The organism is Bradyrhizobium viridifuturi (assembly GCF_001238275.1).
GTDB lineage: Bacteria > Pseudomonadota > Alphaproteobacteria > Rhizobiales > Xanthobacteraceae > Bradyrhizobium > Bradyrhizobium viridifuturi.
On record NZ_LGTB01000076.1, the window covers coordinates 1 to 16,997 of the forward strand.

The 16,997-nt window shown below is 65.9% G+C and carries 14 protein-coding genes and 1 pseudogene; 4 read left to right on the forward strand and 11 right to left on the reverse strand.

The genetic code is table 11. The features are described 5' to 3' along the window. Positions 1-36 precede the first annotated feature (36 nt). The 6 genes from ALC15_RS39520 to ALC15_RS39545 form a co-directional block, all read right to left on the reverse strand. On the reverse strand, positions 37-1,680 hold the full coding sequence (locus ALC15_RS39520) for a GMC family oxidoreductase (protein WP_050631944.1): 1,644 nt from the start codon (positions 1,678-1,680) through the stop codon (positions 37-39). A 28-nt stretch (positions 1,681-1,708) separates the two neighbouring features. Beyond that, entirely contained in the window at positions 1,709-2,302 is a 594-nt protein-coding gene (locus ALC15_RS39525; protein ID WP_050631945.1) for a GNAT family N-acetyltransferase, read from the reverse strand. Between the two features lie 124 nt (positions 2,303-2,426). Then, positions 2,427-3,353, reverse strand: coding sequence for an SMP-30/gluconolactonase/LRE family protein (locus tag ALC15_RS39530; RefSeq protein WP_050631946.1), 927 nt, complete (start codon positions 3,351-3,353; stop codon positions 2,427-2,429). 582 nt (positions 3,354-3,935) lie between these two features. Continuing rightward, positions 3,936-4,823, reverse strand: a complete 888-nt coding sequence (locus ALC15_RS39535; protein WP_050631947.1) for a 4-(cytidine 5'-diphospho)-2-C-methyl-D-erythritol kinase — start codon at positions 4,821-4,823, stop codon at positions 3,936-3,938. Between the two features lie 251 nt (positions 4,824-5,074). Further along, complete coding sequence (locus tag ALC15_RS39540; protein ID WP_050631948.1) at positions 5,075-6,874, reverse strand: tetratricopeptide repeat protein; 1,800 nt, start codon at positions 6,872-6,874, stop codon at positions 5,075-5,077. Positions 6,875-7,279: 405 nt separating this feature from the next. After that, entirely contained in the window at positions 7,280-8,938 is a 1,659-nt protein-coding gene (locus ALC15_RS39545; RefSeq protein WP_050631949.1) for an electron transfer flavoprotein-ubiquinone oxidoreductase, read from the reverse strand. Positions 8,939-9,126: 188 nt separating this feature from the next. Here ALC15_RS39545 and ALC15_RS39550 point away from each other — a divergent pair, with 188 nt between their 5' ends. Then, complete coding sequence (locus ALC15_RS39550) at positions 9,127-9,936, forward strand: uracil-DNA glycosylase (RefSeq protein ID WP_050631950.1); 810 nt, start codon at positions 9,127-9,129, stop codon at positions 9,934-9,936. Between the two features lie 93 nt (positions 9,937-10,029). Here ALC15_RS39550 and ALC15_RS39555 read toward each other — a convergent pair whose 3' ends face one another. From ALC15_RS39555 to ALC15_RS39570, 4 genes and pseudogenes are all read right to left on the reverse strand, one after another. Then, complete coding sequence (locus tag ALC15_RS39555; protein WP_050631956.1) at positions 10,030-11,535, reverse strand: glycosyltransferase family 39 protein; 1,506 nt, start codon at positions 11,533-11,535, stop codon at positions 10,030-10,032. Between the two features lie 269 nt (positions 11,536-11,804). Beyond that, on the reverse strand, positions 11,805-12,590 hold the full coding sequence (rnhB, locus tag ALC15_RS39560) for a ribonuclease HII (RefSeq protein WP_050631951.1): 786 nt from the start codon (positions 12,588-12,590) through the stop codon (positions 11,805-11,807). 90 nt (positions 12,591-12,680) lie between these two features. Next, complete coding sequence (locus ALC15_RS39565) at positions 12,681-13,127, reverse strand: VOC family protein (protein WP_050631952.1); 447 nt, start codon at positions 13,125-13,127, stop codon at positions 12,681-12,683. 144 nt (positions 13,128-13,271) lie between these two features. Beyond that, a pseudogene (locus tag ALC15_RS39570) lies at positions 13,272-14,437 on the reverse strand (PA0069 family radical SAM protein). 165 nt (positions 14,438-14,602) lie between these two features. Here ALC15_RS39570 and ALC15_RS39575 point away from each other — a divergent pair. From ALC15_RS39575 to ALC15_RS44410, 3 genes are read left to right on the forward strand one after another with little or no spacing between them, the layout of a single operon-like run. Further along, positions 14,603-15,172 (forward strand): glycosyltransferase family protein, encoded by a 570-nt coding sequence (locus ALC15_RS39575; RefSeq protein WP_050631953.1) that lies wholly within the window; start codon positions 14,603-14,605, stop codon positions 15,170-15,172. 45 nt (positions 15,173-15,217) lie between these two features. Continuing rightward, the gene (locus ALC15_RS39580; protein ID WP_050631954.1) at positions 15,218-16,159 is read left to right on the forward strand and encodes a bifunctional helix-turn-helix transcriptional regulator/GNAT family N-acetyltransferase; all 942 of its coding nucleotides are present in this window, start codon (positions 15,218-15,220) and stop codon (positions 16,157-16,159) included. After that, complete coding sequence (locus tag ALC15_RS44410; protein ID WP_157860990.1) at positions 16,156-16,308, forward strand: RSP_7527 family protein; 153 nt, start codon at positions 16,156-16,158, stop codon at positions 16,306-16,308. The genes ALC15_RS39580 and ALC15_RS44410 overlap by 4 nt, the downstream gene beginning before the upstream one ends. Positions 16,309-16,409: 101 nt before the next feature. Here ALC15_RS44410 and moaB read toward each other — a convergent pair whose 3' ends face one another. Further along, positions 16,410-16,973, reverse strand: a complete 564-nt coding sequence (gene moaB / locus ALC15_RS39585; RefSeq protein WP_050631955.1) for a molybdenum cofactor biosynthesis protein B — start codon at positions 16,971-16,973, stop codon at positions 16,410-16,412. Positions 16,974-16,997 lie beyond the last annotated feature (24 nt).

Below are 16,997 nucleotides of genomic sequence, written 5' to 3' on the forward strand. Positions count from 1 at the left end.
CTCTCCCCGCAAGCGGGGTGAGGTAACCAGATCCCCTCACGCATACTCCGGCAGCTTGGCAGCCGCTTCGGGCGCCTTGCCGCGGATCATGTCGGAGGCCTTGTCGGCGATCATCAGGGTCGAGGCGTTGAGGTTGGCGGAGATCATCCGCGGCATGATCGAGGCATCGATCACGCGCAGGCCCTCCATGCCATGGACCCGAAGCTGGTCGTCGACCACCGCCCACGGCGCGTCGGCCGGTCCCATCCGGCAGGTGCAGCCGGGATGGAAGGTGGTGGTGCCGCGCTGGGTCGCGGCCGCGAGCAGTTCCTCGTCGCTCGTGACCTTCGGACCGGGAAAGTCCTCATAGGCGAAATACGGCTTGAGCGGCTCGGAGGCGAGCAGCCGGCGCGCCAGCTTCATGCCGGCGACGACGACGCGGCGGTCGATCTCCTCGGCGAGATAGTTGGTCTGGATGATCGGCGGCGCGAACGGATCGGCCGAGCGGATCCGGACATAGCCGCGGCTCTCCGGCCGCTGCTGCCATGAGGCCACCGTCATGCCGGGCTCGTCCTCGAGCTGGCCCTGCACGCCTTCCTTGTAGCTCGCCGGCGTGAAGGTGAGCTGCAAGTCGGAGCTCTCGGTGGTCTCGCCAGAATGCCAGAAGCAGTAGACCATGGTCGGCGACAGCGACAGCAGCCCGCGCCGCGTCGTCGCCCATTTGATCGCCTCGCCCCACAGGCTGAAGCCGCGGCGCAGTTCGTTGATGGTCCGGATGTTCTTGACCCGCGCCACCGAACGCGGCGCGTAGTGATCCTGCAGGCCTTCGCCGACACCCGGCAGCGCGTGGCGCACCTCGATGCCGTGCGACTGCAACAGATCAGGCGAGCCGACGCCGGAGAGCTGCAACAGCTGCGGCGAGTTGTAAGCGCCGCCGGAGAGGATGACTTCCTTGGTGGCGCGGATCTCCAGGGGATCACCGTGCTTGCCGCCGCGGTTATAGCGGACGCCGACCGCGCGCTTGCCCTCGAAGATGATGCCGGTGACGTGGGCATGCGTGCGCACGTCGACATTCGGCCGCTTTCGCGCCGGATGCAGGAAGGCAGTCGCAGCGCTGACCCGGCGTCCGTTCAGGATGGTGCGCTGACAGTAGGAGACGCCTTCCTGGATCTGGCCGTTGTAATCAGGGTTGCGCGGAATGCCGAGCGAGACCGCACCTGCCATGAAAGCCTCGCAGAGCGGATCCTGCCAGTCCATCGTGGTCACGGTGAGATTGCCGTCGCGGCCGCGATAGGTGTCGTCGCCCTCGCCGATCCGCTTCTCCATGCGCCGGAAATACGGCAGCACGTCCGGATAGCCCCAGCCGCGATTGCCGAGTTGCGCCCAGGTGTCGAAATCCTGGCGCTGGCCGCGGTTGTAGATGTGGCCGTTGATCGAGGACGAGCCGCCGAGCGTCTTGCCGCGCGGCGCATAGATGCTGCGCCCGCCGGTGTAGGGACCAGGCTCCTGCTGGTAAGCCCAGTTCACGCTCTTCATGTGGAAGGTCTTGATGAAGCCGGCCGGCAGATGGATGTAGGGATGCCAGTCGCTCGGCCCCGCCTCGAGCACGCACACCCGCGTGCCCGCATCTTCGCTCAACCGGTTGGTCAGCACGCTCCCGGCGGAGCCTGCGCCGATGATCACATAATCGAACGTTTCCATCGTCTCGTTTCTGGCGATGACGTGAGCGTCAACGCACCTTTTCGTGGAGTTGATAGTTGAGATGCGCCTTCACCGTCGGCCATTCGCTGGCGATGATGCTGTAAACCACGGTGTCGCGCAACGTGCCGTTGGGCGCGATCTGGTGGCTGCGCAAAATGCCGTCCTGCTTGGCGCCCAATCGCTCGATGCCGCGCCGGCTCTGATGATTGAAGAAATGCGTGCGGAACTCAACCGCGATGCAATCGAGCTTCTCGAAGGCATGTTGCAGCAGCAGCAGTTTGCACTGCGTGTTGACCGCGCTGCGCTGCACGCGCTTGGCGTACCAGGTCGAGCCGATCTCGACGCGGCGGTTCGGCGTGTCGACGTTCATGTAGGTGGTCATGCCGGAAATCCGGCCGTCGGCGTCGAATACCGTGAACGGCAGCATCGATCCGGCCTTCTGCAAGCCGAGCCTGCGGTCGATCTCTTTCGCCATGTTCTCCGGCTGAGGGATGGCGGTGTACCACAGGTTCGAGAGGCCACCGTCCTTCACCGCTTCCGTCAACCCTGCGAGGTGATCATGCGACAACGGTTCGAGCCGCGCATGCGCGCCGCGAAGGGTGACCGGTTCAAGCCAGGGCATTCGATATCTCTCCGTTGTTGTCATTCCGGGACGATGCATAGCATCGAACCCGGAATCTCGAGATCCGGGGTCTGATGCTTCGCACCATCCCGGGATGACGATCGCGCTTCGCGAAGCGCAATCGTCACTTATTCAGAAAATTCAGCGGCAATCCGGGCCGCGACCAGTCCATCGCGATCAGTTCACCCTTGCCGGACAGGGTGATGTAGGCGGTCTTCAGATCGGGGCCGCCGAAGGCGATGTTGGTGGTGACGCGGTCGCCGGTCGGCACCTGCTCGACCACGGTGCCATCGGGCGCGATCACCGAGATGCAGCCCGAGATCAGCGTCGCGACGCAGACATTGCCATTGGCTTCGACCGCGAGCGAGTCGAACATCTGGTAGCCGCCGAGCCCCGCGATCGGCTTGCCGCGCTCGCCGCGATAGATCACGTCGCGTGGCTTGATGGTGCCGGGCTCGGAGACCTCATAGGCCCACAGCCGCGCCGTCGGCGTCTCGGCGATGTAGACGGTCTTCTCGTCCGGCGACAGACCGATGCCGTTGGCGGGCAGGATGCCGTGCACGGCCTCGACGATCTCGTTCATGCCGGGCTTCAGGTAGTAGAACGCGCCGACGTCCATGTCGCGGGCACGGCGCTTGCCAAGATCGGAGAACCACAGGCCGCCCTGTCTGTCGAACACCAGGTCGTTCGGCCCGCGCAGCTCGTGCTCGCCGCACTTCGTCACCACGGTCTCGACCTTGCCGGACTGCAGATCGACGCGCTGGATCGAGCCGCCGAGATAATCCTCCGGCTGCGGTCCCGGCATGATCATGTTCTTGGTCGGGATCCAGGAGAAGCCGCCATTGTTGCAGATGTACATCTTGCCGTCGGGGCCGAGCGCGGCGCCGTTCGGGCCGCCCGGCACCTTGGCGACGATCTCCTTGCGCCCGTCGGGATAGACCCTGGTCAGGCGCTGGCCGCGGATTTCGACCAGCACGACGGAGCCGTCAGGCATCACGACGGGACCTTCGGGAAACTCGAGATCAGTGGCGAGTACTCGGATATTGGCCATGGCATCCTCCCGGCTCTTTGGCTGCCGGCGGTCTCCGAACGGCCCCGCGCGCGCAACGTTGTTGTTTCATCCTGTTATGGCAAACGGGGTTTGGCTTGCCAAGCAACCGGGGGTGCAGGGCTGCCCGGCGCTGCGGTGGGATGGTGCGGCCGAGGATGTCACCCGGCGAAGACGCGATCTCGCCACATCCACAGGTGTCGTCCCGGCGAAGGCCGGGACCCATACTCCGCGGCGGGTGTTGCTGATGGGACTCGTCGTTCCAGCATCGCGCGGCAATTCGCGTTTGTGGTTATGGGTCCCTGCTTTCGCAGGGACGACAGGAGTTTGTTGCGCCGCCGATGAAACATGCATCTGCGTTCTCGCGACACGAACTGTCCGAGGGTGGGTCAAACGCGAAGCGAAATTTTGCCCGTCGGGGTGATTTGTCGCACCGCTCTCCACGCCGTCATTCCGGGGCGTGCGAAGCACGAGCTCGGAATCCATTGGGCCACATCACGCGTGGATGAATGGATTCCGGTCTATCGCCTTCGGCGAGCCCTCAGGTGCGCAATTGCGCACCGGGGAATGACGAGAGGAGAAAGTTCAGCTCAGCGTGCCCGCGTGCACCCACCAGCCAGGATGCGCGGCGCGGAGCTGTTCGCCGGCGGCCTCTGCGTCGGCGTCGGTCGCGAACACCGCAAAGCAGGTCGCGCCGGAGCCCGACATGCGCACGAGGCGAACACCCCTGGTCGCGCGCAGCGCCGACAGCACGCCGCTGATGACGGGCTCGATGCGCGCCGCGGGGGCTTCGAGATCGTTGGTGCCGCGCCCGAGCGCCGCGATCCAGTCGTCGAGCGCGCGGCCGGCCTCCGGCCAGGCCGGTGCCTGCATCACGACATCGGTGGCGCCGATCAGGAGTTCGCCATGGCGCAGGCCGAGCGCGTTGAAGACATCCTTGGTCGCAACCGGCACGCGCGGATTGACCAGCACGGCCGGCATCTTCGGCAGATCGAGCGGCAGCAGGCCTTCGCCGACGCCGGTCATGTCGCAGGCGCGCGAGGCGACGCACACCGGCACATCGGCGCCGGTCTGCAGCGCGACCTCCATGATCCTGCGGTCGTCGAGCGAGAGTTCGTTGAGCCGCGCCAGGAGCCGCAGCGCGGCCGCGGCATCCGCCGAGCCGCCCCCGATTCCGGCCGCGACCGGCAGCACCTTCTCCAGCGTGAAGTGGCCGACCTCGAGGTCGACGACGCGCTCGCCGAGCAACCGCGCGGCCTTGAGCACCAGATTGTCCGACGTATCGCCGCAGGCATCGGCAAGCGGTCCCGCCATCGTCAGCGACAGCTCGGGCCCCGGCTCGAGCGTGAGACGATCGGCGCAATCGGCAAATGCGACCACGCTCTCGAGGTCGTGAAATCCATCGACACGCCGTCCGATCACCTTCAGCGTCAGGTTGACCTTGGCACGCCCTTCTTCAATCAGCGCCGGCACGGCGATAAACCCCTAAAAACAACGATTGTGAGCGATTAGCGTAAATCGCCGTACGATCCTATCCCTTTGTTTGGACAGAAATTCCGGGGGTATCCGCCACCGTCGTCCCTGCACCGTGCGCAATTGCGCACGGACCCCGTGCTCCGCGGCGAATGTCATGATTCTCGTTCGGGCAGTCTAGGACGGTCCCTGCTCCCGTGCGTAATGCGCACCAGGCAGGGACGACACCGAGTTTGCCGTACCCGCTGGCCCTAGCCGCCCTTACCGTCGCCCTTGCCGTCCTCGTCCTTCTTCTTGTCGGCGGCGGCGGCGTTGGAGGTGTCATCCGGCAGGCCGTTGTCGATCTTGGCCTGGATCTTCGGCAGCTCTTCCGGCTCGGGCTTGAGGTCGCGGGCATGCGCCCACTGGAACTTGGCTTCCAGCGTGCGGCCGACGCGCCAATAGGCATCGCCGAGATGGTCGTTGATGGTCGGATCTTCCGGCTTGAGATCGATCGCGCGCTCGAGATTCTTCACCGCCTCGTCGTAATTGCCGATCCGGTAATAGGCCCAGCCGAGGGAGTCGACGATGTAGCCGTCGTCAGGGCGCTGATCGACGGCACGCTTGATCATCTTCATGCCTTCGTCGAGGTTGATGCCCTGGTCGATCCAGGAATAGCCGAGATAGTTCAGCACGTGTGGCTGCTCGGGCTGCAGCTCGAGCGCCTTGCGCATGTCGGCCTCGGCCTTGTTCCACTGCTTGGAGCGCTCCTCGCAGATGCCGCGGTAGTAATAGGTGACCCAGGCATTCTTGTCGCCGCTGCCGGCCGGCAGCGCGTCGATCGCCTGCGAATAGGTGGTGGCGCAGTCGGCGAACTTCTTGCGGCCGCGCTCGATATTGCCGAGCGCCAGGATCGCCTCGATGTCCTTCGGCTGATCCGCGGTGACTTCCTTGAGGATCTTGATCGCCTCGTCGCTGCGGTCGGCGGCGTCGAGATTGGTCGCAAGCTGGATCTGCGCGTTGCGCTTCAGCGGCGAGGACGCCGGCATCCGCTCATAGACCTTGATCGCCATCTGCGGCTTCTTCACCGATTCATAGAGATCGGCGAGCGACAGCAGCGCCAGCGGATGGTTGGGCTGCAAATAGAGTGCGAGCTGCAGGTAGACCAGCGCGAGGTCCTCGCCGCCGCGGCGGGTCAGCGTCGCGCCGATGCCGTACAGTGCTTCGGCAGCGCCGGCCTGCGGTGAATCGACCAGCGGCGGCAGCTTCTTGCCGGCCTTGGTTTCCTTGATGCCTTCCAGCACCAGCGGATGGCGCGGCAGCTTCTTGTCGAACGCCTCGTACATCGCGGTCGCGGCGGCGGCATCCTTGTTGCGCGAGGTCCAGCGCGCATATTCGTCGACCGTGCGCAGCATCGAATCGTCGAGCTTGTAGACCTTCTCGAAGCGGGCGCCGGCATCCTTCTCCTTGCCGGCGAGCTCATAGATCATGCCGGCATGCAGGTCCTTGAAGATCGGATACCATTCGGGGCCGGTCAGCTTGTCGATCGAGGCGACCGCGCCCTTGCTGTCGCCGGCGCCATAGGCCGCCCAGGCCGACAGCAGCGTCGCCACCAGATCGGTGATCGGGCCGCGGACCGACTGGTTGATGTTGGACTGCGCCGCGGCATATTTCTTCAGCTTGAGGTCGCGCACGCCGACCACGAGGCGGGCAACGCGGTTGGCCTTGTCCTGGGTCAGGATGCGGTCGGCCAGCTTGACCGCCTCGTCGATGTCGCCGTCGGCGAGCGAGGAGATGAAGGCGCGGTCGAGCAGCTCGGAATTCTTCGGATCGGTGCGCAGCGCCGAGCGGTAGAACGCCGCGGCCGACGCCGCATCGCGCTCGACACTGGCGTGGCGGGCGGCGAGATAGCTGCCGGCCGTGGTCAGCGATTTCAGGTCGTTCTTGGACGGGAATTGCGCGGCATTGTCGGTCGGATGGTCGGGCGTTTGCGCCGACAGCTGCGCAGGCACGGCAAGCGCCGCGGCAGCGAGAAGGGCAATCGTCAAGCGGTTGAAACGGGTGGACAGCATCACGGTCGCCTTGCTCCAGGGATGTACAGCCAAGATGGATTTACGGCCAAGATCTTGCGATCAGTCTCAAAATGCGAACCCAAGCGGCGGCATCACGGCGAGCGACAATGCCGCTTTTGGCGTTTATCCGCAAGGATCGCCCATCGCGAATCAATTGGCAGATTAGGCCTTTAGGCCCGCCGATCCAGCCAGCCCCACCGCAAGACGCTCCCACTATGGCGGTATCGTGACCGGGCCGGGCATATTCGCGCGCAGACGCAAAAAGCGCCGGATCCCGGCGCCGCGCCCCCCCTGTTCCGAGTATCCGGACATATCCGATGGTGCCAATCCGGCCGCTTCCGCAAGGCAGACGCCAAGCGGAGGTTGCTGCCGGCTGCGCCTTGGCCTCACGCAAATGTGGTCGGCTTACATCGCCTCGTAGTTCGGTCCGCCGCCGCCCTCCGGAGGAACCCAGGTGATGTTGCCGTTGGGGTCCTTCACGTCGCAGGTTTTGCAGTGGACGCAGTTCTGGGCGTTGATCTGGAAGCGCGGGCCTGCCGATTCCTCGACCCACTCGTAGACGCCGGCCGGGCAATAGCGGTTGGACGGACCGGCGAACACGTCGTGCTCCGACGTCTTCTGCAAGTTCATGTCGGCGACCTTGAGATGGACCGGCTGGTCCTCCTCATGGTTGGTGTTGGACAGGAATACCGACGACAGCTTGTCGAACGAGATCTTGCCGTCCGGCTTCGGATAGGCGATCGGCTGGTGCTGCTTGGACGGATCGAGCGTCTTGCGGTCCGGCTTGGCGTGCGACTGGGTGCCGAACAGCGAGAAGCCGAGCGTGTTGCACCACATGTCGAAGCCGGACAGCGCCATTCCGAGCAAATTGCCGAACTTCGACAGCAGCGGCTTGGCGTTGCGGACCTTGAACAGGTCCTTGCCGATCGCCGACGAACGCCAGGCATTTTCATACTCGACGAGTTCATCATTGGCGCGGCCGGCACCGAGCGCGGCAGCGACATGCTCGGCGGCGAGCATGCCGGAACCCATCGCGTTGTGGACGCCCTTGATGCGCGGGACGTTGACGAAACCCGCCGCGCAACCGATCAGCGCGCCGCCCGGGAAGGAGAGCCGCGGCACCGACTGGTAGCCGCCCTCAGTGATGGCGCGCGCGCCATAGGCGAGGCGCTTGCCGCCTTCGAACAGCTCGCGGATGTCGGGATGCGTCTTCATCCGCTGGAATTCGTCGAACGGCGACAGATACGGATCGGTGTAGTTCAGGTGCACGACGAAGCCGACCGCGACGCGGTTGTCGTCGTAGTGATAAAGGAACGAGCCGCCGCCGGTCTTGTCGTTCAGCGGCCATCCGAGCGTATGCTGCACCCTGCCCTTCTTGTGCTTCGCCGGATCGATCTGCCAGACCTCCTTCAGGCCGATGCCGAACTTCGGCGGCTCCGAGTTGGCGTCGAGCTTGAACTTCGCGATCAACTGCTTGGACAGCGAGCCGCGCGCGCCCTCGGCGAACAGCGTGTACTTGCCGAGCAGCTCCATGCCGCGGGTATAGGAATCCTTGTGGCTGCCGTCCTTGGCGATGCCCATGTCGCCGGTCGCGATGCCGCGCACCGCGCCCTTGTCGTCATAGAGCACCTCGGCCGCGGCAAAGCCCGGATAGATCTCGACGCCGAGCGCTTCCGCCTTCGGCGCCAGCCAGCGGCAGACATTGCCGAGCGAGCCGATGTAGTTGTGATGATTGTGCATCAGCGGCGGCATGATGAAGTTCGGGATGCGGAACCAGCCCTGCGACGTCGCCCAATAGAATCGGTCGCTCGTGACCTGCGTCTTCAGCGGACAGTCGGCATCCTCGCGCCAGTCGGGCACCAGTCTGTCGAGGCCGGCCGGATCGATCACCGCACCCGACAGGATATGCGCACCGACCTCGGAGCCCTTCTCCACCACGACGACCGAGAGCTCCGGATTGAGCTGCTTCAGCCGGATCGCGGCCGACAGGCCCGACGGGCCGGCGCCGACGATGACGACGTCGAATTCCATAGACTCGCGCGGAGGAAGGTCTTCAGCACTCATGATTCAGATCTCAGCCCATTGAGAACGCTTCTAAGCTTTTCAAAAGTCGTTGTTTCCGATTTTTGGCGGAAGGACAACCATGGAATTGCGCTTCCATGGATTTGCACGGCCCCGATGCCGCAGGAGAATAATCTTTTCCGAAATCGAGCCTCCAATTTTCCCGTTCATGCTCTAGATTGCACCCCATCATGATGCCCGAGCCCACCCCTACGTTGCAGCAATTGCTGGCCTTTTACCTCGAGGCCGGGGTCGACTGCGCGCTTGGCGAGGAGCCGATCAACCGGCTGGAAGAGCCAGAAGCAGTTCCGGCCCCCGCCGCGCCGCGGCCGGTGGCGCTCAATCCGCTGCGGCCTCCGCCGATGCCCGCCGTTCCGCGCAGCGAAATCACCGTCGCGCCGGACGCCGCGATTGCGTCGGCGCGCGAGGCTGCGCGCACCGCGCCGACGCTTGAAGCCTTGCGCACGCTGATGGAGACGTTCGACGGCTGCGCGCTGAAACACACCGCGACCCGGCTGGTGTTCGCCGATGGCAATCCGCAGGCGAAGGTGATGTTCGTCGGCGAGGCACCGGGCCGCGACGAGGACATCGAGGGCCTGCCGTTCGTCGGCCGCTCCGGCAAACTGCTCGACCGCATGATCGCCGCGATCGGGCTCGATCGCAGCAAGGCCTATATCGCCAACGTGATCCCGTGGCGGCCGCCGGGCAACCGCACGCCGACGCCGCAGGAGACGCAGGTGTGCCTGCCCTTCATCCAGCGCCATATCGAGCTGGTGAATCCCGACGTGCTGGTGACGCTCGGCAATCCCTCGACCCAGGCGCTGCTCGGCACGCGCGAGGGCATCATGCGCACGCGCGGCAAATGGATCGATTACGACACCGGCACCCGCACGATCCGCGCCGTCGCCACCTTCCATCCGGCCTATCTGCTGCGCTCGCCGTCCTACAAGCGGCTGTCGTGGCAGGATCTGCGCGCGATCGCGAAGGTGCTTGCTTCGTAGGATGGGCCGCGCGCAGCGAAGCCCATCATTTGCGTAGCGGATGCGAGCGATGGGTTTTGCTGCGCTCTACCCATCCGACAGATCTGCAGATCCCTACCCCTTCGGCCGCACGATGGCCCAGCCGATCCGCAGCACCGGCTGCCGTCCGTTGACCAGGCGGTCGAACGAGCGCGGCACTTCCGGCACGAGACCCGGGAAACGCTGCGCGAGTTCGGGCGGCGGCGTGCCGGCGGTGTCCTGCGCGCGCCAGACCACGACGCCGCCGGTCTCGTTGAATTTCGCGACCGACAGCCAGGGCGTCCGCTGCGGCGCGGCGTCGAGCAACAGATGCGGGCGCCGTCCGTTCATCGCGATCAGGCTGGCGATCTCTGGATCGCCGGCGACCGCACGCAGGCGCTGATTGGTGCGGCGCTCGTAGCTATCGTCGAAGAAGCGCCCCATCGCGGCCGCCGGCAGCGAGGTCGGCACCTCCTTGGTGCTGGTCCAAGGCAGGAACAGCGCCGCCGCCAGCGCCGCGGCAGCAGGCGCCGCGACCGCGAGGGCCCACACCGAACGCAACAGCCGTTGCCGCCGGAGATGGATCAGATCGCCGGTCGCGACCACGACCGCCAGTCCCGACATCAACAGCGCGACGCCGGCGCCGCCGAAGGCGCGATCCAGATCGAACAGCCCGGAGACGAAGCTGCTCACGATCGCCGGCGCGAACGCGAAGAAATAGACGAACTGCTGCGCCAGCGGACTGACCGGCGGACGATAGATGATCGGCGAATCCTCGCCTTCGCGGGCGAACCAGCGCGAATTGAGGACCGTCAGCACGACGATCGCCCCCGTCGCCACGATCAGCCCGCCGAGCACGACGCCCCAGCGCAGCGCCCGCGCCTTGAGATCGGCGAGCGCCGGCAGGGCCGGCAACGCCAGCACGTCGGCGCGGACCAGCCAGATCAGATAGGGCAGCGCCAGCACGACGACGACCAGCACCGCATAGAGCGGATCGACCGCGCGCAGCGTGCGCCGACCGCGCTCGGTCGCAAGCGCAAAGCCGACCACGAGCAGGATCATGCCGATCGCCGCCGGCGTCGTCAGCAGCAGCAGGCCGCAATCGATCGACCAGGCGAACCAGGCACTGCGCCGGTTCTGCCCGATCAACTGCCAGGAATGCAGCAGCAGCAGCGCCCACAGCGGACGCGCCAGGATCAGCGGGCCGAACTCGACGCTCGGCGAGGAAAACACCACGACTGTCATCGACAGCAGCACCGCCAGCACGCCCTGCGGGCCGCCGACGATGGCGCGTGCCAGTTGGTAGAAGGCGATGAAGGTGGCGATCTCGCAGATTTGCGCCAGGAGATAGACGCCGAACACGTGATTGCCGACGGCACGGAACGCGATGTCGGCGAGCCAGAACGCCAGCGGCGGCCCCATGTCGGTGCCGACCTGATATTCGCGGCCGAATGCGAGCACGGTGGCGAGGTTGCCGGGCGGGCTGCCGTAGAAGATCAGCGGCAGCAGCAGCCAGATCGCAGCCTGCACCAGCACCACGACCCAGACCACGAGGCGTGGCCGGGCGCGGATCAGTTCGACAACCAGGGAGGTAAACCGCATGAAACGCCTGAAATGCCCCAGCCACCTCGTCAGCGGCGCCATCTGATCCCGAGGGTTTGATAACGGGCGGCGGCGGTGGAGGCAACCGGCGTAGGCCGCGCCTGCACCGCCAAGTCAATATCCGCCTGTCACCACCCGTTCGCCTCGTCATCACCCGCGAAAGCGGGTGATCCATTACGCTGCGACCCCTCGATCAACAACGCCTGCCTCTGGAATACTGGATCGCCCGGTCGAGCCGGGCGATGACATCGAGCTTGTGGCTCGCGCCCCTACGCCGCTTCGGACGCCGCCGCGGTGTCGCTTTCGGCGTCCACCGTGAACAGGTCGGGCTCGGCGGGAAGCGCAAAATGCTTCAGCCGCGCGGCGACGACGGGGGCGAAGAAGCTGCGGTGATGGCTGCTCGGTCCAAGCCGGTCCAGCGCCTCGAGATGTTCGGGGACGCCGTAGCCCTTGTGCTGCTCGAAGCCGTAGCCGGGGCAATCCAGCGCCAGTGCACACATCAGGCGGTCGCGCGTCACCTTGGCGATGATCGAGGCCGCCGCGATCGAGGCCACGATGCCGTCACCGCCGATCACGGCGTCGCAGTCGCAGGGCGTCGCGAGCTTGTCGCGGCCGTCGACGAAGACGTGCTTCGGCATCTCCGGCAGCGCGTGCACCGCGCGCGCCAGCGCCCACAGCGAGGCGCGCAGGATGTTGTCGCGATCGATTCGCGCCGGCGAAGCCACCGCGACCGAGAATGCAGCGGTGGCGCAGATTTCCTCGAACAGCTCCTCGCGGCGCTCAGCGGTCAGCCGCTTGGAATCATCGAGGCCCTTGGGAACGCGATTCGGATCCAGCACCACGGCGGCAGCGACCACGGGGCCGGCCAGCGGGCCGCGGCCGGCCTCGTCGCAGCCGGCGACCGGCCAGATACCGCGCTTGATCAGCGCGCGCTCGCGCCGGAAGCTCGGCCGCGTCACGGTGATGACGCGTTTCTCCGCCTTGGCCGGCGCAGCCGCCTTGCCTGACTTGGCCGGCGCCTTTTTGGACGTGTTCTTGGACTTGTCCCGAATCATGCGGGGATCGTGATCAAGCGCAGCCCGCGGCGCAACCGGGAACCGGGCGCCCTTCCCCGTTATTCAGTTCGACCAGCCCGCCAGTCCGCGCTAGACGGGAATCGACACCCGTCCGTTATCGAGCACCTCGAAACCCGGCGCACGCACCACTTCCCAGGCGTGCCCATCGGGATCGCCGAAATAGCCGCAATACCCGCCATAGCTGGTCGGCTGCGCCGGCTTCAGCAGCTTGGCACCTTTCGACAATGCGAACGCCATCACCCGATCGACCTCGGCATCGTCGTTGCAGTTCCAGGCGATCGAGACGCCGTGGAATGCAGCCGGCCGCGGCTGATCGGGCAGTCCGGCGTCGTCGGCGAGCAGGTGCCACGGGAACAGCCCGAGCACGCTGCCGCCGGTCTCGAAGAAGGCCACCTCCTCGCCGGTCGCGCGCATCTTCCTCGCGAAGCCGAGCGACTCGTAGAAGGCGATGCTGGCGCGCATGTCGCTGACGCCGAGCGTCAGGACGGTGAAGCGTGCGGTCGGGGCGTTACTCATTATTACCTCTTTCCGTCATTTCGAGCCACCCGGTCGGCGCGAAGCGCCGCTGTATGACAGGCTCCGCGAAGCAATCCATCGTACCGCATATGCCGAAGCATGGATTGCTTCGTCGCTTCGCTCCTCGCAACGACGCCCGTGGCGTCAGAACAAGCTGAGCTGCTGGCCGCTTCGCTTCGGCTTGGCGAAATGATCGGTGGTCAGCTTGGTGCGCCGCTTGTTGAGGCCGAGCTTTTCGCAGGCGATCTCGAAGCGGCGGCCGATCATCCAGGCCATCGGGCCGGTGCCCTTCATCCGCGTGCCCCATTGCGAGTCGTAATCGCGGCCGCCGCGCATGTCGCGGATCAGCGTGAAGACGTGGCGATAACGGTCCGGATAGTTCGCCATCAGCCATTCGCGAAAGAGATCGCGGACCTCGAGCGGCAGCCGCAGCAGCACGTAGCTCGCCTCCCTGGCGCCGGCATGGGCTGCCGCATCGAGGATGCGCTCGATCTCGGAATCGTTCAGCGCCGGGATCACGGGCGCGACCATCACCGTGGTCGGGATGCCGGCCTCGGTGAGCCGCTTGATCGCCTCGAGCCGCTTCGGCGGGGTCGAGGCGCGCGGCTCCATGGTGCGGGCGAGCTTCGGGTCGAGCGTCGTCACCGACAGCGCAACCTTGGCGAGGTTGCGCTTGGCCATCCGCGAAAGGATATCGATGTCGCGGGTCACCAGCGCCGACTTGGTCACGATGCCGACCGGATGGCCGGCGCGCTCCAGCACTTCGAGGATGCCGCGCATGATCTTCCGCTCGCGCTCGATCGGCTGATAGGGATCGGTGTTGGTGCCGATCGCGATCATCCGCGCTTCATAATCGGGTGCCGCCAGTTCCTTCTCGAGCAGCGCCGGCGCATCCGGCTTGGCGAACAGCTTGGATTCGAAGTCGAGCCCCGGCGACAGGCCGAGATAGGCGTGGGTCGGCCGCGCGAAGCAATACACGCAGCCATGCTCGCAGCCGCGATAGGGATTGATCGAGCGATCGAAGCCGATGTCGGGCGAGTCGTTGCGGGTGATCACCTTGCGCGAGGTGTCGAGCGCCACGCTGGTGGTGAACGGCGGCAGGTCTTCCAGGCTCTGCCAGCCGTCGTCGAAGGCGACCCGCGCCTCGCTTCGTAACGGCCGCTGGCATTGGACTGCGCGCCGCGGCCGCGCCGCCGCTCGCGCTCGATCGCGACCGCAAGCTCGGGAAAAGGGGTGGGTGCACCCGCCGGGTTATCGGAGGGCGCCGTTACCGGCGGGTGCTTGAGGGCATGAGAGGATGCTCGGCTCATGTTCCGAAGCTAACACAACCAAGGAACAAATCAAGAACACGAGTGGAGAAAATCCACAAGGTGATGACGCAAAAATCTGCAGGCGAACAGGCTGCTTTGAATATGACAAGGTGATAACACGGCCGGAGTTTCCAGAACCGTTTTGAGCCAGCGAAGCCTCAAATCATGCTGAGCGTGATCATTCCAACCGACGGGATCGAGCGCACTGCGGTCGCGACCTTGGCGGCGCTGGTGCCAGGCGCCGCCGCCGGTGTGATCCGCGAAGTGCTGCTGGTCGACCGCACCAATACCGACATCATGGAGCGCGTCGCCGACGTCGCAGGCTGCCGCTTCCTGCGCTTCGAGGGCACCCGCGCCGCGGCGCTCGCGGCCGGCGCACGCCAGGCGCGCTCGCCCTGGCTGATGTTCCTGCATCCGGGCGCGGTGCTCGATGCGGGCTGGATCGAGGAGACCACCCAGTTCATCCAGATGGTGGCGGCGAGCGGCAAGGACCGCGCCGGCATCTTCCGCTACGCCCGCTCACCCTACTCCGACCCCGGCCTGCGCGACGGCCTCAAATTCGTCGCCCGGATGATCACCGGCCCCTCGGCCGAACAGGGCCTGCTGATCGCGCGCGAGCATTACGAGCGCATCGGCGGCTACCGGCCGGAAGCCCGCCGCTCCGAGGCGCGGCTGCTGCGCCGGCTCGGCCGCTCCTCCCGCACCATGCTGCGCAGCCGGATCATGGTGGCCTGAACAAAAGGCTTGCGGATTATTTGATTCTGTCAAATAATATATTTGATGAAATCAAATTCCTATGACGCCACCCTCGAGAGCCAGGTCGCCGCGGTGCGCGGCTTCAGCCGGTTCTACACCCGCAAGCTCGGCATCATCGAGCCGAAGCTGCTGCACTCCCCGTTCACGCTGCAGGAAGCGCGGATCATCTACGAGCTGGCGCATCGCGAGCACTGCATCGCCACCGACCTGGTGCGCGACCTCGACCTCGATGCCGGCTTCGTCAGCCGCACGCTGGCGGCACTGCAGCGCCGCCAGATCGTGACGCGCAAGCCGTCGAAGGACGACAAGCGCGTCAACGAGGTGGCGCTGACCGCCAAGGGCCGCGCCACGGCCGCAGACCTCGACAGCCGCTCGCGCGACGAGGTCGCCGCGCTGCTGATGCAGATCAACAGCAACCACCGCGCCGCGGTGGTGCATGCGATGAGCACGATAGAACAAGCGTTGGAGCCAACCATGCAGAAACCCACCGGCTTCCTGCTGCGCAGCCACCGCGTCGGCGACATGGGCTGGGTCGTCTCGCGACAGGGACAAGCCTACGCCGAAGAATACGGGTGGGACATCAGCTACGAGGCATTGGTGGCCGAGATCTGCGCGCAGTTTCTGCGATCGTTCGATCCGGTCCGCGAGCATTGCTGGATCGCCGAGGTTGAGGGCGAGCCGGTCGGCTCGATCTTCCTGGTCAACGGTGGCGACGGCATCGCCAAGCTGCGGCTGTTGCTGGTCGAGGAGAAGGCACGCGGGCTCGGCGTTGGCCGCGCTTTGGTCGAGCAATGCATCCGCGGCGCACGCGAGAGGGGCTACAAGAAGATGACGTTGTGGACCCAGAGCATCCTGCTCGCCGCGCGCGGCATCTATGCCCGCGCCGGCTTCCAGCGCGTCAAGGAAGAGAAGCACCACAGCTTCGGCGCCGATCTGGTCGGCGAGACCTGGGAGCTCGAGTTGTGAAGCCGCAGCGCCGCGAAACCGGGCGGCGCGTCACGGCTGAGCTCATCACGTTTTATACGCGCAGGGCGCATGCGTTGCGGGCCGAAGCGTATCGCGAGGCGGTGCGGGCGTTGTGGCGCGGCTTGAAGAGAATCACGAGCGGCAGCTGATCAACTCCCCCTCGTCATTCCCCCGATGCGCAATTGCGCATCTGAGGGCGCGCGAAGCGCGAGCCCGGAATGACCAGGAGATAATGACCAGGAGATAATGCCTACACACTCGCGCCCTTGGCCTTCGGACGGCGCAAATGCTCGTCGAGCCGCGGCATGATCTCGACGAAATTGCAGGGCTTCGTGCGGTAGTCGAGCTGCGCGGCCAGGATGCCGTCCCAGCCGTCGCGGCAGGCGCCGGGCGAGCCGGGCAGGCAGAAGATGAAGGTCGCGCCGGCAACGCCGGCGGTCGCGCGGCTCTGGATCGTCGAGGCGCCGATCTTGGCATGGCTCAGCATGTGGAAGGCGATCGAGAAGCCATCCATCCGCTTCTCGAACAGCGGCTCGACCGCCTCCGGCGTGACGTCGCGGCCGGTGAAGCCGGTGCCGCCTGTCGTGATGACCGCATCGACGCCGTCATCGGCGATCCAGCGCCGGATCACCGCGCGGATCGCCTCGACATCGTCGGTGACGATCTCGCGGGCCGCGAGCTTGTGGCCGGCCGCGGTGAGACGATCGGCGAGCGTGGTGCCCGACTTGTCATCCGCCAGCGAGCGGGTGTCGGAAATCGTCAGCACCGCGATGTTGAGCGGGACGAATTGCTTGGTCTCGTCGATTGAGGACATGGCCTGCTCTCTCGCTCCCTCTCC